The sequence below is a fragment of the Nocardiopsis sp. LOL_012 genome (genome assembly GCF_048060475.1).
Lineage (GTDB): Bacteria > Actinomycetota > Actinomycetes > Streptosporangiales > Streptosporangiaceae > Nocardiopsis.
Genome location: NZ_JBHMIV010000004.1, coordinates 179,193 through 195,571, shown reverse-complemented (window position 1 = coordinate 195,571; position 16,379 = coordinate 179,193). Strand labels below are relative to the sequence as shown.

The window sequence follows — 16,379 nt, the reverse complement described above, 5'->3', positions numbered from 1 at the left end:
GCGACCGCCTCTCCCAGTGGGACCCCCACGACGGCGCCAGCCAGATCTGGGACCTCATCGAGGTCGACGGCGGCACCGGCGGCGACGGCGAGTGCGGCACCGGCGACCACGACGCCGAAGCCGTGCGGAGCGGGTCCACCTGGACCGCGCGGGCCCACGGCAGCACCGTCTACACCGGTGGGAACATGCTCTCCGCGATGCGCGCCGCCGTGAACGGCCTCACCCCGGGCCGCACCTCGCAGGAGAGGGTGGTGGTCCGCGGCTCGGGGTCCATGCCCGCCAACACCTCCCTGGACCTGCCCAGCCACACCTCGCTGGAGGTGTGCGGCACGATCGACGTGACGGGCACGCCCACCGCCAACAACGCCGCCATACGCATCAGGCACGCCCAGGACGTGTCGGTCCCGCACCTGTCGCTGACCGGCGCCCCCTACTTCGGGGTCTGGGTCCGCACCTCCCAGGACGTCCACCTCGGCCAGCTCGACCTCCGGCTCTCCGGCGGCCTGGGCGTGCGCGTCGACAGCCGCGACAACGACGCGGTCCGCGAGGCCCGCGACATCCGTATCGACGACGTGTACGTTTCCGGCACCGACAAGCACGGCGTGGAGACCTACGGGGTGGACGGACTCACCGTGGGCACCGTGACCGCGCGCGACACCGGCCAGTCCGGCCTGCTGCTCAACGACACCGTCAACGCCACCGTCGACCGGGTCGACGGCGTGGGCGCCGGGACCGGAACGGGCTACGCGGCCTTCCGGATGGCCAACCGCAACGGGCGCGTGGGCTCCTCCTACCCGGTCAACATCCGGGTCGGCGAGGTGTACGCGCGCGGCGGCGGACGCGGCATCTTCTGCGTCTCCGAGAGCGGGGGCGCGGTGATCGAGCGGGTGGACATCGCCCAGACCGGCAGCAACGCGATGCTGATCGAGAACTGCCACAACGTCACGGTCGCCGAACAGGGCGGAACCGTGGCGGGGCCGGGCGACATCCGGATCGCGGCGCGGTCGGAGTTCGCCAACACCTCGAACATCACGTTCGCCAACCTGAGGCTGGTCGACACGGCGCTCAACGAGAACCCGTGCGCCTACGGCACGGTGGTTCGCAACATCACCTGGGACAACAGCCAGAACAACACCTGCTGACCGGACCCTTCGAGGTCCCGGGACCGTCCGAGCCGCCGCTCGGACGGTCCCGTCCGTGTGCCGCTACCCCTCGCCCCGAGCCGCCTCGTCCAGGTGTGCGCGCAGCCAATCGGGGGTGTGCCCGGCGTCGCGCGGGAAGAGTTCCACGTCCCGGGCGAAGTCTGCGGCACTGGGGTAGAACGTGAAGTCGGGGCGGCCGTCGTAGTCGTAGTCGGTCTTGAACCGTCCCGGGCGGCTGATGGTGTAGGTCAGGGTGAACCAGGTCCCCTTGCCGTCCTGGTACATTCCGGCCCGCAGTTCCCGGACCGGGTCGATCACGCCCAGCGGGGCCCGCATGCGCTCGGCCGTGCCGTCGGGCGCGGTCCGCTCCAGCCGGTCCGCCATCCGTCCGGCGAGGACCCACGCGGTGTAGGTGACGGTCTCCCATTCGTCGCCGACGGCCGAGAGCAGCTCCGTGCCGATCCTGCGGAGCAGTTCCTGCTGTTCTCGGGGGCCCAAGTGGCCGCGGCGGAAGCCATGGGTCGGCATGCTCTCCTCTCGATCCTCCCGGATCCGTGATCGGCTGACCGGAGGCCGTTGGTTTTTCTGTTCGGGATCAGAGGGGGAACTCGCCGTACCAGGAGCGTTCGACGATGTGCTTGGGCAGGTAGCCGGACTCCACCTCCAGCCGGAAGCCGGGCTCGAAGTGGCTGCGGTCGTAGGCCATGCACGCCAGAGCCAGCAGACCGAGAGGGACGGCGCCGTCGATCTTTGCGGCTCGCTCCTCGCTGGCGGTGTGGTAGTCGCGGAACAGGCGGAGCCCGTCGGCGAGGGCGTCGTTGAAGGCGTCCGAGTCGCCCTGGGCGAACTTCAGGAACGTGTTCATCTGCGGGAAGACGAGTTTGTCCAGCGTCTCCGCCGCGCCGATCTCCGCGCGTCCGGGTGCGGACAGCTCCATGGCGGCGGTGAGTTCGTCGACCAGTTCGGGCCGGTGGAGGATGAACGCCTGGAGGGCGGCGATCCAGTGGTAGAGGTAGGTGTTGTAGCGGGTGCCCTTGCTCTCCCCGGCCTCGCGCAGCAGGTCGACGGGGACGCGGCACAGCTCCTTCCAGCGTTCCTCCTCCCGGCAGGTCAGGGCGAGGAAGAACGCCTGGGTCCAGTGGCCGGCGTTGGTGAAGTAGCGGGGGCCGGTGGCGGTCAGGCGTCGGGGCCTGCGGTCGATGACGCACTCCACCCCGGTGCCCTCGGGTGCGGTGGAGAGGGCGAAGAGGGCGTGGGCGACCTGCATGGACGTGGTCCACGCCTGCCAGGTCTCCAACTGGGCGGCACGGGGGTCCAGCGCCAGGCTGATCCGCGCGTCCAGGTACAGGGAACTGAGTACCGAGTCGATGGAATTCGCGGTTCTCACGAGTCGGGCGACCTCTTCTTCCCTGTCCTTCGGGAAGTGCTCCGCGTGGACTGCGTACGCCGGTCGGTTCACATCGTGCCGTGGGATGTCGACTGCCATGTCTGCTTCCTACTTGGAGACGTCGAACGCGCCGAAGGTGTATCCACCGAATCGATTTCCATCCGGAACGCCCTTGACCTCCACGTAGTGGAGCTTCCCCTCGTCCAGGGCGGTCTGGATCTCGCGGGCGAGTGATAGTTCGTTATCAGTGGCGTTCAGGTCGTCTCGTCCGCGTTCGCGCATTTTTTCGAGAATATCCATCATGTACTCCCGAGTGCCCTGCTGGACTCGCTTGGGTTCGCCGTCTGCCCCGGTCACGGTGCGCTCGCCGAGACCGGTGTCGGTACTGCTCTTGGCCTCGACGACGACGATACCGCCGTCGTCGGTGCGCCAGATCTGGTCGAACTGGTGGTTGCCGTTGGCGGGCCTGGTCGAGTGCACGACGGGCCCGTCCTCGCTCAGGGCCGGGAGGTCCACCTCTTCGCCGTCGCTCAGCCTCATGGTGTGGTGGCCGTCGAACTGCTCGCGTACCGCGTGCTCGGCGATCGCCTCGCCGAAGTCCTCACTGGCCGTGGTCATCCGGTGGTGTTTGGGGGAGTGCTCGTTCTCGGCCCGGATGGCCTCGGGGGAGCCCTGGCCGTACTGTTCCCGCTGGTCCCGCAGGGTCTTCTCCGCCGCCTGGTCGGCGTCGATCGCCTGTCGGCGCTCTTCGGCGAGGTCGTTCAGGTGGCCGACCCTGGGGTCGTCGGGGTCGGCGTGGACGGTGATCCGCTCACCGGCGGTGAGGTAGTTCGGCCTGTCGGGGGTGGCGAGGCTGTCGCGGGGCACCCACGGGGAGGCGTCGTCGGCGCGGGTGAGGACCGGGATGGTGTGGTCCCCGACCTTGATCTCGGTGCTGCGCCTGGAGCCGCCGCGGTCGTAGAACTCGTTGAACAGGTCGGGACGTTCGTTGACGAGTTCGGTGAAGCGGGTGGAGAACTCCCGCCACGAGACGTTCCCGTCCTCCAGGCCCAGCCGGTCGACGACCTCCTGGGTCCGGACCTGCCGGGTGTAGGCGTCCCGGCGCTGGGGGTCCAGGGGCTCGGGTGCCCCGGTGTCGGCGCCGCCCGTGTCTCCGGTCGGTCCGTCGCCCCCGGCCGCTCCGCCGGGGCGGCCGGAGCCGCCCGGCGCGCCGTCCCCGCTGTCCGTACCGCCGCCCTGGCCGGGGCCGTCGCCGGTGGACACGGTGCCCGCAGGGGAGTCGCGGCTGGGCGCGTCGGCCTCGGGACGGACGTCGTTGTCCACACTGTCGACCACCTCGGGGCCGCGGTCGGCCGCCTCCACGCCGTCCCGGTCCTCGGTGTCGGGCTGGTCGTAGCGGTCGCCGTCGCTGCCGGACAGGTCGAGCGGACCGTCGGCGGGCACCTCCGGCACGGCCTCGGCGTCGCCGGTGTCGGCGCGCGGGCCGAGCAGGGCGGGTTCGCGGTCGCCCTCGGGGCCGTCGGTCTCGTAGCGGCTCACCGGGGTGTCGTTGACGGTGGAGACGTCGTCGGGCACCTGGGAGGCCACCCACGCGTCCTCCTCGGCGTCCAGGCCCGCCTCCACGTCGCGGCGCGAGTCCGGGTCGAGGCCGTCCAGGACGTCCTGGGCCGCGTCCAGCTCCTCGGCGGTCGGGTCGCGCCGCTCGCCGCCGTTCCCGCCGTTACCGGCGGGCCGGCCGTCGGCCTCGGGGCCGGGATCGGTGTCGGGGGTGCGCGGCGCGGCCGCCCCCGGCCCGCCGCCCGGCGTGTGCGGGTCGGGGGTGTTCTGGGCGCCGTCGAGCCGGGACAGGGCCTCGGTCATCCGGCCGAAGCCGTCCGCGTCCAGGTCCAGGCCGTCGAGGTCGCCCAGGTCGACCTGGGCCAGGGGACCGTCGCCGAAGCGCGGCACCCGCGCGAGCAGGGTCGGGTCGATCCCGCCGGGGAAGTCCGGCGTGTCGATGTCGGGGGTGCGGTCGCCGCCGCCCGCCGCGTTGAGGATCCTGGAGCCGCGCCAGGCCAGCAGTGGGGCGCCCACGACCGCGCCCACACCGGTGGCGGACAGCGCGACACCGCCGACCACGGCTCCGACGTTGAGCGCCGCGGTCCCGATGACGTACCAGGGCCGCTCGCCCCACTCCTCCCACGGCACGACGGCGTGGGCGGTGTCCCGCCAGGCCTCGCCCGCCCGGCCCCAGTCGTGCCCCCAGTTCCCGTTCTCGTCCCGGCCGAAGCCCGCCAGGGCGGCCGTGCCCTCCAGGGCGCCGCCGTAGTAGTCCCACAGGTTGTCGCCCCAGGAGCCGCCGGACCACAGCCAGCCCTGCTCGCCGTGGAGGCCGACCATCCCGCCGAGGTCCTCCAGGGCGCCCATGGTGAAGTCGCCCACGGCGTCGCCGACGTCGTTGTACCAGGCGTGGTCGGTCGCCTGGGGTGCGCCCCATTCCATGGCCACGCCTTCGAGGGGCTCGTCGAACCCGTACACGAACTCGCCCCCGCCCGCCTCGCGGGTGCCCTCGGTGTTCTGGGCGACGAAGCGGGTGCCGCCGACCAGGGCGGTGATGGCGTTGGCGCAGGTCCGCTCGGCCTCCTCGAACTCGTGGACGAGTCCGGCGGCCCGGTCGAGCAGCGCGTTGTGCTCGGTGACCTTGTCGCTCTCCTCCTTCCACCACAGGAAGCCGCCGCCCTCGTCCCAGCCCTCCTGGTTCCCGTAGTCGATGCTTTGGAGGAACGCGTAGGAGTCGCTGCGCAGTGCGGTCCAGCGCCGCTTGATCTCGGCCACGGCCTCCGCGAAGTCGATGAGGGCGTCGGCGGCGCTGGACAGGTCCGAGGACACGTCGGAGGCGTCGCCGGTGAGGGGGGACAGGGCGCCGTAGAGGTCCTCCGCCTCCGGCGCGGAGTACACGCCCTCCAGGCCGGACCAGGCGCCGGTGATGTCGCCGACCGAGTCGGTGAGGTCGGTGCCGTCGGTCTTGAGCTTGCCGGCCATCCACTCCAGGGAGGTGGCGTAGGTCTCGGGGATGGGGAACTGGCTGGGGTCGATCAGGTCGGTCAAGGGGAACCACCGTCTACCTGTGTGCGGGGCGGGGGCGCAGCGGCGTTTCCCGGCGTGCCGTGCCGGGGCCGGTCGGGGCAGGGGCAGCGCACCGCTCGGGGAGGGGAAGGGGGGTCAGTAGGGCTGGTTGGGGCCGTGGGGATAGGCGGGTTCGGGCTCCGGCTCGGGGACCACCCCGGCGCTGCGCTGGGCCTCCAGCGCCATCTCCGTGTTGCCGTTCACGTAGTGGGTGGTGGCCTCGCTGGTCTGGGTGACGGCGGAGACCGTCAGCCCCACCATCTCGCCCATGACCCCGAAGTGGTGCTCGGCGAACTCGCCCAGCGCCATGGCGACGATGCCGCTCTTGGACCACTCGGCGCAGTTGCCGAGGTGCTCCTCGATGTTCTCCATGACGCCGACGAGGCCCTCGCCGCCCTCCTCGCCGAGGTGTCCGGCCACGGAGTTCAGGACACCGCCGACCTCGGAGGGCTGGATGTTCCACGCGGGCACGCGCTCTCTCCTTCGACAGTCTGCTGTGGCACGGGACTTTCCACTCAGATGCACGTTCCGTGCCGATGGTTCTACCATGCGGGGTGTCGTGGCTGAAAGTCCCATGAAATGTGCATAGGGTCGCGATCGTTGGCTGGTACCGGCGAGAGGACACGCGATGGCCGACCCGGGAGACGTGCAGGGACAGGGGTCCGGGGAACCCGAGTCCAGGGCCGCTGCGGCGGACGAACCCCGCGGCCGCACGGCCGCTCCCGGCCGGGGGCACACCCTCGTGGTGGGCGCGGGCATGGCGGGTCTGGCCGCCGCCGACCGGCTCGCGGAGGCGGGCGAGCGCGTCACCGTGGTGGAGGCCCGCGGCCGCACGGGCGGACGCATCCACTCGGTCCGGCTCTGGGAGGGCTGCACGGTCGACGCCGGGGCCTCCTGGATGCGCGGCGAGGCCAACAACCCCCTCGCCGAACTGGTCCGTGCGTCGCAGGCGCCCACGGAGGTGTTCAACCGCGCCACCGAGACCGCCTACGACCCCAAGGGCCGCCGGCTCCTCTTCGACCGCCACCGCCGCAACATGGAGGACGTCCACCTCCTGCACGAGCACATGTACTGGGCCAAGGTCGGCACCGACTCCGGCGAGTCCATGGAGGAGGGCATCCGGCAGGCCCTCTACGACGCGAACCTGGTGCGCGCCCGCGCCCGGGACGCCGGGGAGATCGTCCACCGGATGGCCGAGGGCGACCACGGCGCCGACCCCACCGAGATCGCCTTCGGCGCTGTGGCCTCCCTGCACGAGTTCAGCGGCGACGACGTCGTGTTCCCCGACGGGATGCAGCGGCTCACCGACCACCTCGCCCGGGGGCTGGACGTGCGCCTGGAGCACGTGGTGCTCGGTGTCTCCCACGACGGCACCGGTGCCGCGGTCCGCGTGGACACGCCGGAGGGCGAGCAGACCCTGGTCGCCGACCGGGTCCTGGTGACCCTCCCGCTGGGGGTGCTCAAGGCGGGCCAGGTCGGGTTCGAACCGGAACTGCCCGAGGACAAGCACCGGGCCGTCGAGCGCCTGGGCAACGGCAGCATGGAGAAGCTGTTCCTGCTCTTCGACGAGGTCTTCTGGGGCGACTCCGAGGTCATCGTGCATCTGGGCACCGAGAAGGGCACCTGGTTCCACTGGTACGCGGGACAGCGCGTCCTGGGCCGGCCGGTCCTGGTCTGCCGCAACGGGGGCAACGCCGCCCGCTTCCTGGCGGCGATGGAGGAGGGCGACGTGGTCGAGCACGCGATGGCGTCGCTGCGCACCCTCTTCGGCAAGGCCCCCGACCCCGTCGACCACCACCTCACCCACTGGAGCGGCGACCCGTTCGCGCGCGGTGCCTTCTCCTACACCGCCGTGGGGTCCCACGACGGCGACCGCGAGGCCCTGCGGGAGCCGGTCGGCGACCGGCTGTACTTCGCCGGGGAGGCCACGGAGATCGAGCACACCGCCACCGTCCACGGCGCGCTGCTGTCCGGGCTGCGCGCGGCCGACGCCGTCCTGGGCTCCTGAGGCGGCCGTCAGCGGGCGAGGCGGCGTTCGGCGGCGGTGATGCCCGCTCGGCAGGCGCGGCGCACCTCGCGGTGGTTGCGCAGCCGCTCCAGCAGGGTGAAGGGGCGCGGGTCGGGCTCGGGCCCGCCGTCGGCCGCCGCCACCGTCAGCGTCTGTCCGCGCAGCCGACCGGTGCGCCTCCAGCACTCCCAGCGCTCGTAGTCCGGGCTGGCCTGGTGGCCCAGGACGAGGGCCGTTCCGTCACCGTCCAGACCGGACCCGTCGCGCGGCCACAGCTCCACCTCCCCGCCCGGTCCCGCGGACCAGTCCCGGGCGGTCACCGTGTCCACGCGCGCGTCCGCGCCGACCTGGCGGACCAGCAGGGCGTCGTCGGCCCGTGTGCGCGCGGGCAGCGGGCGCACGGCGTCCACCTCGACCATGCTCACCACGGCGCGCGGCATCCACCACCAGTTCTCCCGGCGCGCCATGAGGCTCCCGGCCCGCAGCCGGGTGGGCGGGTGCTTGACGGCCTCCTGCTCGACCAGGTCCCCGCCGAAGACCGACCCGTCCAGGTCGACGCGGACCCGGATCCGGCCGGTGGCGACCAGGGTCGGCTCCTGCGGCCCGGCCGCGGCCGACAGGCAGAACGCCGCCCGGTCGAGCAGGGAGTCGGCCTCGGACAGGTAGGCCAGCGGCAGGGCGACGCACGGGTGGTCGGCCATCAGCGGCACGACCGGCAGGGCGCGGGGGCCGTCGTCGGAGAGCCAGCACATCTCGCCGGACGGGGAACGGCGCCAGGCCGCTGCCAGGTCGTACACGGGCGAACCTTTTCTGTGACGTATGCCTCATGTTAATTTCTCGGGACTGTACACCACCCCCCGGAACGGGGTGCCCGCCGGCCACGAACCGGGGGCGCTCCGCGCATAGCGAAGGAAAACGCATGCCCGCCGTAGTCGTCCTCCTCGGGGCCCTGGCGCTGTTCGCGCTCGGCTACCGCTTCTACTCCGCCTATCTCGCCAAGCGGGTCTACCGGCTCGACCCGGCCTTCGTGACCCCCGCGCACGCCTACAGGGACGGCGTGGACTACCTGCCCACCAACAAGCACATCGTCTTCGCGCACCACTTCATCTCGGTCGCCGGAGCCGCCCCCATCGTCGGGCCCGCGATCGCCGTGTTCTGGGGGTGGGGTCCCGCGCTGCTGTGGGTCGTCCTGGGAACGGTCTTCGCCTCCGGAGCCCACGACTTCGGATCGATCGTCGTCTCGGTCCGGCACAAGGGCAAGGGCATCGGGGTCCTGGCCAGGGACGTGATCGGGGCGCGCGCCCGGATCCTGTTCCTGCTGATCATCTTCTTCCTGGTGACCCTGGTCAACGCAGTGTTCGCGGTGGTCATCGCCGGCCTGTTCATCAGCAACCCCGAGGCCGTGCTGCCGGTCCTGGTGACCGTCCCGCTGGCGATCGGGGTCGGCCAGATCGTCTACCGCCGCCGTACGGCGGCGCTGATCCCGTCCATCATCGCGCTGGTCGTCGTCTACGCCTGCATCCCGCTGGGCCAGATGGTGCCCGTCACGGTCGACCCGATCGCCGCCGCCCTGGGCGTGGAGGCCTCGGTCGTGTGGATCGCCCTGCTGTTCGCCTACACCTTCTTCGCCTCGCGGCTGCCGGTGTGGACGCTGCTCCAGCCGCGCGACTACATCAACCAGCACCAGATGGTGCTGGCGCTCGTGGTCATCATGGTCGGGGTGGTCGTCGGTATGGACACGATCGCCGCCCCCGCCTTCCGGGGCGACGTGCCCGAGGGGTCGCCGTCGATCTTCCCGCTCCTGTTCATCACCATCGCCTGCGGCGCCGTGTCCGGGTTCCACAGCCTGGTGGCCTCGGGCACCACGTCCAAGCAGCTCGACAAGGAGACCGACGCCAGGTACGTCGGCTACCTCAGCTCCCTGGGCGAGGGCACGCTCGCGGTCTGCTCCATCCTGGCCTGTACCGCCGGCATCATGGTGTTCTCCGCCAACGAGGGCACGGCCTGGGCCGACATCTACGTCGACTGGGAGGCCGCGGGCACCGGTGCGGGCGGCAAGTTCGTCCAGGGGGTCGCCGGGTTCGCCGCCAACATCGGCGTCCCCGAGGCCACCGGCCTGGTCTTCGCCAGTGTCGTCGTGGTGAGCTTCGCCGCCACCACACTGGACACGGCGGTGCGCCTCCAGCGGTACACGATCCAGGAGATCGCCACCATCGTGGCCGACAAGGCCGGCGGCGGGGCCCTCCACCGGTCGGCCACCTTCCTGGCCCGCAACATCACCGTCGCCACGCTGATCGCGGTCGCCTTCCCCCTCGCCCTGTCGCTGGTGCCCGGCGACTTCGCCCTGGGCACCCTGTGGCAGTTGTTCGGCACCACGAACCAGCTCACGGCGGCCCTGGCGCTGTCGGTGATCGCGGTGTGGGTGACCAAGCGCGGCCGCAACCCCGTCGCGATCCTGGTCCCGCTCGTCTTCCTGGCCGTCATGACCTCCTGGGCGCTCGTCATCCAGGCGGTGCGGTTCGCCTCCTCCGAGGAGGGCATCCAGCGGTTCCTGCTGGCACCGCTCGACGCGGTCATCTTCGGGCTCGCCCTGTGGATGATGGCCGAGGCCGGCATCGCCCTGCGCCGGGCCTACCGGGACCGGGGCACCGGCACCGCCGACCGGCCCGAGGCGGAAGCCGGGCGGGACGGGGACGAGACCCCGGAGCCCGCGGCCGAGGGCGCCGACTAGTGGAGGGCCGCGACGGCGCCGCCCGGCCCGGGCCCCTGGTCCGGGCCGGGCGGCGCGCCCTCACCGCCTGGCGCCGCGTCGAGGACTTCCACCAGGCGGTCTTCGAGGCGCGCTGGGGGCACGCCAGGCGGCGGGAGGCGCGCACCCAGCAGGACACCCTGCGCGCCCTGCTCATGCTGGAGGCGCTGGGGGTGGACGACCCCGCCGCCTACGAGACCCTCGACCTCATCCCGTACATGGTCGCCGACCTGCACGCATGGCACCGGCGGATGGGGCGCGAGGAGTTCGGATCCCCGGGAGGCTGCTGTTGACCACCGCACCGATCGTCTTCGTCGGCGGCAAGGGCGGTGTCGGCAAGACCACCCTGGCCGCCGCCCGGGCCCTGGCCCTGGCCGACGCCGGCCGCCGGGTCCTGGTGCTCTCCACCGACCCGGCCCACTCCCTGGGCGACGCACTGGAGGCGCCGCTGTCCGACGGTCCCGCCGCGGTGGCGCCGAACCTGTGGGCCGCCGAACCCGACGCGGAGGCCGCCGTGCGCCGCCGCGTCGCCCGGGTGGCCGAGGACGCGCGCCGGGCCGTGCCCCGCGAGGTCCTGCCCGCGGTGCACCGCCACCTGGACCGGGCGGCGGCCGCGCCCGGCATGGCCGAGTCCGCCCTGGCGGACCTGCTCATCGACCGCATGGACGAGGTCGGCCGCCTCTGGGACCACCTGGTGGTCGACAGCGCGCCCACCGGACACCTGCTGCGCCTGCTCGACCTGCCCGCCCTCCTGACGCCGTGGGTGGTGGGCCTGGCCCGCCAGCGCGAACGTGCCCGCAGGGCCGAGGCCTTCGCCGACGCCGTCGGCACCGGCGCGCCCGAGGGAGACCCCCTCCTGGAGCGCCTGCACGAACGCCGCCGCAGACTGGAGCGGGCCACGGCCCGGCTGCGCGAGGACGCGAGCGTCACACTCGTGACCCTGCCCCGGCGCGTGGTGCTCGCCGAGACCGCCCGCGCCGTCGAGCGGCTCACCGGTGCCGGGTTCCGGCTCGGGCCCGTCGTCGTCAACCAGATCCCCCGGGCACCCGGCCCGGACGGCGCCGCGTCCCTGTCGGCCACGCTGGAGCGCTTCGCGCACCTGGGGCTGGTGCGGATCCCGCTTCAGGACGCCGAACCGACCGGGGTCGGCCCCCTGCGCCGACTGGCGCCGCTGCTCGACACCGCGTCGGCTCCCGGATGAGGCACGGCGGTTCGGTGCGCGCGCCGTGGGACACGTCGTCGCAGGTGGTGGCCGTTCAAGGAAGGAAACGTTCCCGTCGGCGGCTATCGTGGGCGCCATGGTGAGATCCGGGGCGGACGAAGACGGCGAGTCGGGGGGCGGTACGGCCCCGCCAGCGGTCAGTGACCGGATCTGGACCGTTCCCAACATCCTGAGCATGCTCAGACTGCTCGGCGTGCCCCTGTTCCTGTGGCTCGTCCTGGGGCCGGAGGCCGACTGGTGGGCCCTGCTCGTCCTCGCCCTCGCCGGGGCCAGCGACTGGCTCGACGGCAAGATCGCCCGCGCCTGGAACCAGGCCTCGCGCCTGGGAACGGTCCTGGACCCCCTCGCCGACCGGCTCTACATCTTCGCCGCGCTCCTGGGGCTGGTCGTCAGGGGCATCATCCCGTGGTGGCTCATGGCCATCCTGGTGCTGCGCGACGTCCTCATCATCGGCGCGCTGCCGCTGCTGCGCCATTTCGGCTACGGCCCCCTCCCGGTCAACTTCGCCGGAAAGGCCGCCACGCTGTGCCTGCTCTACGCCTTTCCCCTGCTGTTCATCGCCGGGCACCAGTCCCTCGTGGGCGATGTGGCGAGAATTATGGGTTGGGCCTTCGCGCTGTGGGGAACGGCTCTGTATTGGTGGGCCGGACTGCTTTACGCCGTGCAGGGGCTGGGCTTGATCGCCCGGGCCCGGCGCGCGCGGGCGCGCTGATCACCCCGGTGGCCCCGTGGCCGCCGGAGACAGCGACCCCGTGCCGCGCACGGCACGGATCGGACCGATCCGACCGACCGGGACAGTGTTGACGGAGTCGATCCGGGGCGGGCCGCCGCACCGTGAGTCCTGTCGGATCGAAAGGGAGTGTCGTCTCCGCAATGAGAACATGTCCCACGGCGCGCGTGAGCGCGTGCTCCGAACTCCATCCCCACGCGGCCTCCGGCGCCGTTCCCGTACGGAGGTACGCGCGATGACCGCCCCCAGCACCCCCGGCGACGCCCCGCGGACGCCGGCGGCCCCGCCGATGAAGGCCGTCGTGATGGCGGGCGGTGAGGGGACCCGTCTGCGGCCGATGACCGCCAACCAGCCCAAACCCCTGCTCCCGGTGGTCAACAAGCCCATCATGGAGCACGTCCTGCGCCTGCTGCGCAAGCACGGCTTCACCGAGACGGTGGTGACCGTCCAGTTCCTGGCCACCCTCATCCGCAACTACTTCGGCGACGGTGAGGAACTGGGCATGAAGCTCGACTACGTCGCCGAGGAGGTCCCCCTCGGAACCGCGGGCAGTGTCAAGAACGCCGAGGAGCACCTGCGCGGCGAACCGTTCATCGTCATCTCCGGTGACGCGCTCACCGACATCGACCTCACCGACATGGTGCGCTTCCACCGCGAGAGCGGAGCCAAGGTCACCATCGCCCTCAAGCGGGTCCCCAACCCCCTGGAGTTCGGCATCATCATCGTGGACGACCAGGGCCGCATCCAGCGGTTCCTGGAGAAGCCCACGTGGGGCCAGGTCTTCTCGGACACGGTCAACACCGGCATCTACATCATGGAGCCGGAGGTCCTCGACCGGGTCGCCGCGGGCGAGGTGGTCGACTGGTCCGGTGACGTCTTCCCCGAACTGCTCAAGGAGGGCGAGCCCCTCTACGGCTACATCGCCGACGGCTACTGGGAGGACGTGGGCACCCACGAGAGCTACCTCAGCGCGCAGGGCGACGTGCTCTCGGGCAAGGTCGACGTGGACATCGACGGCTTCGAGATGTCACCGGGTGTGTGGGTGGGCGAGGGCGCCCAGGTGGACCCCAAGGCCGTCCTGAGGGGCCCGCTCTACATCGGTGACTACGCCAAGGTCGAGGCCGGGGCGGAACTGCGCGAGTTCACCGTGGTGGGCAGCAACGCCGTGGTGCGCGCCGACGCCTTCTGCCACCGCACGGTCCTGCACGACAACGTGTTCGTCGGCCGCGGCGCGAACCTGCGCGGCGCGGTCGTGGGCAAGAACACCGACGTCATGTCGGCGGTGCGGGTGGAGGAGGGCGCGGTCGTCGGCGAGGACTGCGTCATCGAGTCCGAGGCCTACGTCCACAACGACGTCAAGGTGTACCCGTTCAAGACCATCGAGGCCGGGGCGGTCGTCAACACCAACGTCGTGTGGGAGTCGCGCGGTCAGCGCTCCCTGTTCGGGCCCCGCGGGGTCTCCGGACTGATCAACGTGGAGATCACCCCGGAGCTGGCGGTACGCCTGGCCAATGCGTACGCGACCACGCTGAAGAAGGGTGCGATCGTCACGACCTCCCGCGACGTGTCGCGGGCGGCGCGCACGCTCAAGCGCGCAGTGATCAGCGCGCTCACCGCCGCGGCGATCGACGTGCGCGACCTGGAGGTCGTGCCCCTGCCGGTGGCGCGGCTGCACACCGCGCAGAGCGGTGTGAGCGGCGGCATCTTCCTGCGCACCAGCCCGGGGGACCCGGAGTCGGTCGACATCCTCTTCCTCGACGGGGAGGGCGCCGACCTGTCGCCCGGGGCGCAGCGCAAGCTGGACCGGGTCTTCTCCCGTGCGGAGTACCGGCGGGCCTTCCCCGGCGAGATCGGCGAGCTCACCTTCCCCTCCCGAGGGGTGGAGAACTACTCCCACGACCTGCTGCGCTCGGTGGATACCACCGGTATCGCCGAGGCCGGGCTCAAGGTCGTGGTGGACTGCGCCGGCGGTACGGGTTCGCTGATCCTCCCGTCCCTGCTGGGCCGGATCGGTGTGGACGTGCTCACGGTGAACAACCGCCTCGACGAGTTCTCGCCCACCGACACGGCCTCCAAGCGGATGCGCGACATGGAGCGGCTCGCCACACTGGTGTCCGGGTCCAACGCCGACTTCGGGGTGCGGTTCGACCCGGTGGGCGAGCGGCTGTCCATCGTGGACGAGACCGGTTCCCTGATCGACGACGACCGTGCGCTGCTGGTCTTCCTCGACCTGGTCGCCGCCGAGCGCGGCGGGGGCACCGTGGCGCTTCCGGTCACGACCACGCGGGTGGCCGAGCGGGTGGCCCAGGCGCACGGCGCCCGGGTGCGGTGGACGGCCACAGCGACCGACGAGCTGACCAAGGCCGTACGCGCGGCCGGGGACGAGACGGTCTTCGCCGGCGACAACCGCGGCGGGTTCATCGTCCCCGAGTTCAGCCCCACCAGTGACGGCATCGCCGCGTTCGTGCGGCTGCTGGGGCTGGTGGCGCGGGCGCAGCGCCCGGTGGGGCGGATCGACCGCGCCATCCCCCGGGCACACCTGCTGCGGCGCTCGGTTCCCACACCGTGGGCGGTCAAGGGCAGCGTCATGCGGGCCGTGGTGGAGGCCGCCGGGGACAGGGAGCTGGACACCACCGACGGCGTACGCGTCCTGGAGGAGGACGGCGGCTGGGCCCTGGTCCTGCCCGACACCTCCGAGGCCGTGACCCACCTGTGGGCCGAGGGCCCCGACTCCGACGCCGCCCACGCCCTTCTGGACGAGTGGGCGTCCGTGGTGGAGCGGGCCGAGGGATAGGTTCCCGGGGCGCGCGGCGGGTCCGCCGCGCGCCCCGCGTCCACAGCCCCCGGCCGTGGACGGGGCGCTCCGGCTAAACTGGACACGACGGCGCTTCGGGGCGGCCGGGAAACTTCTTTCGAATCCGTGGCCCCAGGGGCGAACCAAACCGGTCGGAGCGGCATCAGCACCAGAGCAGGTATCCATGTCCGGTGAGGTCCTGCGGAGACGGCGCCCCGGGCGTCGGGGCCGCGGATCCCCCTGCCGGGGCGGGCCCGGGTGTCCATGGCAGGCCGGGGAGGGCGCACGCGCCTTCCGGGGCACGGATATGGTTTAAAGTCGAGTGTTCCCCGGTGTACCGCGTCACCGGCCGGGTCGGTGATCCCGGCCGTGCGGACGCCTGGCCGGGGGTGACGAGGAGGACGACATGGGGGAAGAGACCTGACAGACCGACCACGTGAGGCGTACCGCTGCCGCGCGGCGCGTCGCCTCGCCGCTCCGGGCGGTGGGCGGGTGGGGAGCCCGTTCGGCGCCCGGAACGTGTCACCGATCAGCCGAATCAAGCACCGCCCCGTGCGGTAGGAGGCCGAGCCGACCTATGTCGAGCGTTTACTGCACGCAGTGCGGTCACGCCGTTGCGGATGATGCCCGTTTCTGCTCCCACTGTGGGACCCCGATCAGCAGGCCCCAGCAGGCGACCCCGCAACCGGGGGCGGCCGGGGAGTCAGTCGGCGACGTCACATCCACCATTTCGATCTCCGGAATACAGGCCCTGGAGGACGAGTCCACCGGCGACGATGCGTCGACCGATGACCCGAACAGCGCCGACGCCCTTCCCGTGGGGACCGCGCTTCTCGTGGTCAAGCGGGGGCCCAACGCCGGTAGCCGTTTCCTTCTGGACAGTGACGTGACGACCGCGGGCCGCCATCCCAACAGCGACATCTTCCTCGATGACGTCACGGTCTCCCGTCGGCACGTGGAGTTCTTCCGGCGCGGCGGAGGTTTCGGCGTCCGGGATGTGGGCAGCCTGAACGGCACCTATGTGAACCGTGAGCCTGTCGACGAGGCCGAGTTGGGCGGAGGAGACGAGATCCAGATCGGCAAGTTCCGCATGGTGCTGCTGACGAAGCCGCGCCGCTGAACGGTGCGAGAAGCCGGGGCGGGTGGGCCGACAAGGTTTGCGGGCCCCCGCCTCCGGAGAGCTTTGTAACGAAGGGTGCCGATTCAGCCCTCGGGTCCTGAATCCTACGGGGGAGCGGGGAC

The 16,379-nt window shown here is 71.9% G+C and carries 12 protein-coding genes and 1 pseudogene; 8 read left to right on the top strand and 5 right to left on the bottom strand.

The features are described 5' to 3' along the window. Positions 1–122: 122 nt before the first annotated feature. Complete coding sequence (locus ACFHWE_RS04475) at positions 123–1,142, top strand: right-handed parallel beta-helix repeat-containing protein (protein ID WP_416599313.1); 1,020 nt, start codon at positions 123–125, stop codon at positions 1,140–1,142. 63 nt (positions 1,143–1,205) lie between these two features. Here the strand turns inward: ACFHWE_RS04475 and ACFHWE_RS04470 are convergent, their stop codons facing one another. The 4 genes from ACFHWE_RS04470 to ACFHWE_RS04455 form a co-directional block, all read right to left on the bottom strand. Further along, positions 1,206–1,670, bottom strand: coding sequence for a hypothetical protein (locus ACFHWE_RS04470; protein ID WP_416599306.1), 465 nt, complete (start codon positions 1,668–1,670; stop codon positions 1,206–1,208). A 67-nt stretch (positions 1,671–1,737) separates the two neighbouring features. Beyond that, positions 1,738–2,529, bottom strand: coding sequence for an immunity 49 family protein (locus tag ACFHWE_RS04465; protein WP_416599305.1), 792 nt, complete (start codon positions 2,527–2,529; stop codon positions 1,738–1,740). Positions 2,530–2,637: 108 nt separating this feature from the next. Next, positions 2,638–5,616 (bottom strand): hypothetical protein, encoded by a 2,979-nt coding sequence (locus ACFHWE_RS04460; protein WP_416599304.1) that lies wholly within the window; start codon positions 5,614–5,616, stop codon positions 2,638–2,640. Between the two features lie 114 nt (positions 5,617–5,730). Further along, positions 5,731–6,105: a DUF6507 family protein gene (locus ACFHWE_RS04455; RefSeq protein ID WP_416599303.1), complete on the bottom strand. Its 375-nt coding sequence runs from the start codon at positions 6,103–6,105 to the stop codon at positions 5,731–5,733. Positions 6,106–6,262: 157 nt separating this feature from the next. Here ACFHWE_RS04455 and ACFHWE_RS04450 point away from each other — a divergent pair, with 157 nt between their 5' ends. Continuing rightward, positions 6,263–7,642: a flavin monoamine oxidase family protein gene (locus tag ACFHWE_RS04450; RefSeq protein ID WP_416599302.1), complete on the top strand. Its 1,380-nt coding sequence runs from the start codon at positions 6,263–6,265 to the stop codon at positions 7,640–7,642. Positions 7,643–7,650: 8 nt separating this feature from the next. Here ACFHWE_RS04450 and ACFHWE_RS04445 read toward each other — a convergent pair whose 3' ends face one another. Continuing rightward, positions 7,651–8,439 (bottom strand): hypothetical protein, encoded by a 789-nt coding sequence (locus ACFHWE_RS04445; protein WP_416599301.1) that lies wholly within the window; start codon positions 8,437–8,439, stop codon positions 7,651–7,653. Between the two features lie 122 nt (positions 8,440–8,561). Between ACFHWE_RS04445 and ACFHWE_RS04440 the strand changes: the two genes are divergently transcribed. From ACFHWE_RS04440 to ACFHWE_RS04415, 6 genes and pseudogenes are all read left to right on the top strand, one after another. Then, complete coding sequence (locus ACFHWE_RS04440; RefSeq protein ID WP_416599300.1) at positions 8,562–10,373, top strand: carbon starvation protein A; 1,812 nt, start codon at positions 8,562–8,564, stop codon at positions 10,371–10,373. Beyond that, positions 10,373–10,684 (top strand): cory-CC-star protein, encoded by a 312-nt coding sequence (locus ACFHWE_RS04435; RefSeq protein ID WP_416599299.1) that lies wholly within the window; start codon positions 10,373–10,375, stop codon positions 10,682–10,684. The genes ACFHWE_RS04440 and ACFHWE_RS04435 overlap by 1 nt, the downstream gene beginning before the upstream one ends. Continuing rightward, on the top strand, positions 10,630–11,592 hold the full coding sequence (locus ACFHWE_RS04430; protein WP_416599298.1) for an ArsA family ATPase: 963 nt from the start codon (positions 10,630–10,632) through the stop codon (positions 11,590–11,592). The genes ACFHWE_RS04435 and ACFHWE_RS04430 overlap by 55 nt, the downstream gene beginning before the upstream one ends. A 97-nt stretch (positions 11,593–11,689) precedes the next feature. Beyond that, positions 11,690–12,451: pseudogene (locus ACFHWE_RS04425) on the top strand (CDP-alcohol phosphatidyltransferase family protein). Between the two features lie 127 nt (positions 12,452–12,578). Next, on the top strand, positions 12,579–15,137 hold the full coding sequence (locus tag ACFHWE_RS04420) for a sugar phosphate nucleotidyltransferase (RefSeq protein ID WP_416599297.1): 2,559 nt from the start codon (positions 12,579–12,581) through the stop codon (positions 15,135–15,137). Positions 15,138–15,714: 577 nt separating this feature from the next. Beyond that, positions 15,715–16,257: an FHA domain-containing protein gene (locus ACFHWE_RS04415; RefSeq protein WP_416599296.1), complete on the top strand. Its 543-nt coding sequence runs from the start codon at positions 15,715–15,717 to the stop codon at positions 16,255–16,257. Positions 16,258–16,379 lie beyond the last annotated feature (122 nt).

Bases quoted from the DNA above. Each gene is read 5' to 3' on its own strand.
- ACFHWE_RS04470 (WP_416599306.1), bottom strand. From the start codon at position 1,670: ATGCCGACCCATGGCTTCCGCCGCGGCCACTTGGGCCCCCGAGAACAG.
- ACFHWE_RS04450 (WP_416599302.1), top strand. From the start codon at position 6,263: ATGGCCGACCCGGGAGACGTGCAGGGACAGGGGTCCGGGGAACCCGAG.
- ACFHWE_RS04440 (WP_416599300.1), top strand. From the start codon at position 8,562: ATGCCCGCCGTAGTCGTCCTCCTCGGGGCCCTGGCGCTGTTCGCGCTC.
- ACFHWE_RS04430 (WP_416599298.1), top strand. From the start codon at position 10,630: ATGGCACCGGCGGATGGGGCGCGAGGAGTTCGGATCCCCGGGAGGCTG.
- ACFHWE_RS04420 (WP_416599297.1), top strand. From the start codon at position 12,579: ATGACCGCCCCCAGCACCCCCGGCGACGCCCCGCGGACGCCGGCGGCC.
- ACFHWE_RS04415 (WP_416599296.1), top strand. From the start codon at position 15,715: ATGTCGAGCGTTTACTGCACGCAGTGCGGTCACGCCGTTGCGGATGAT.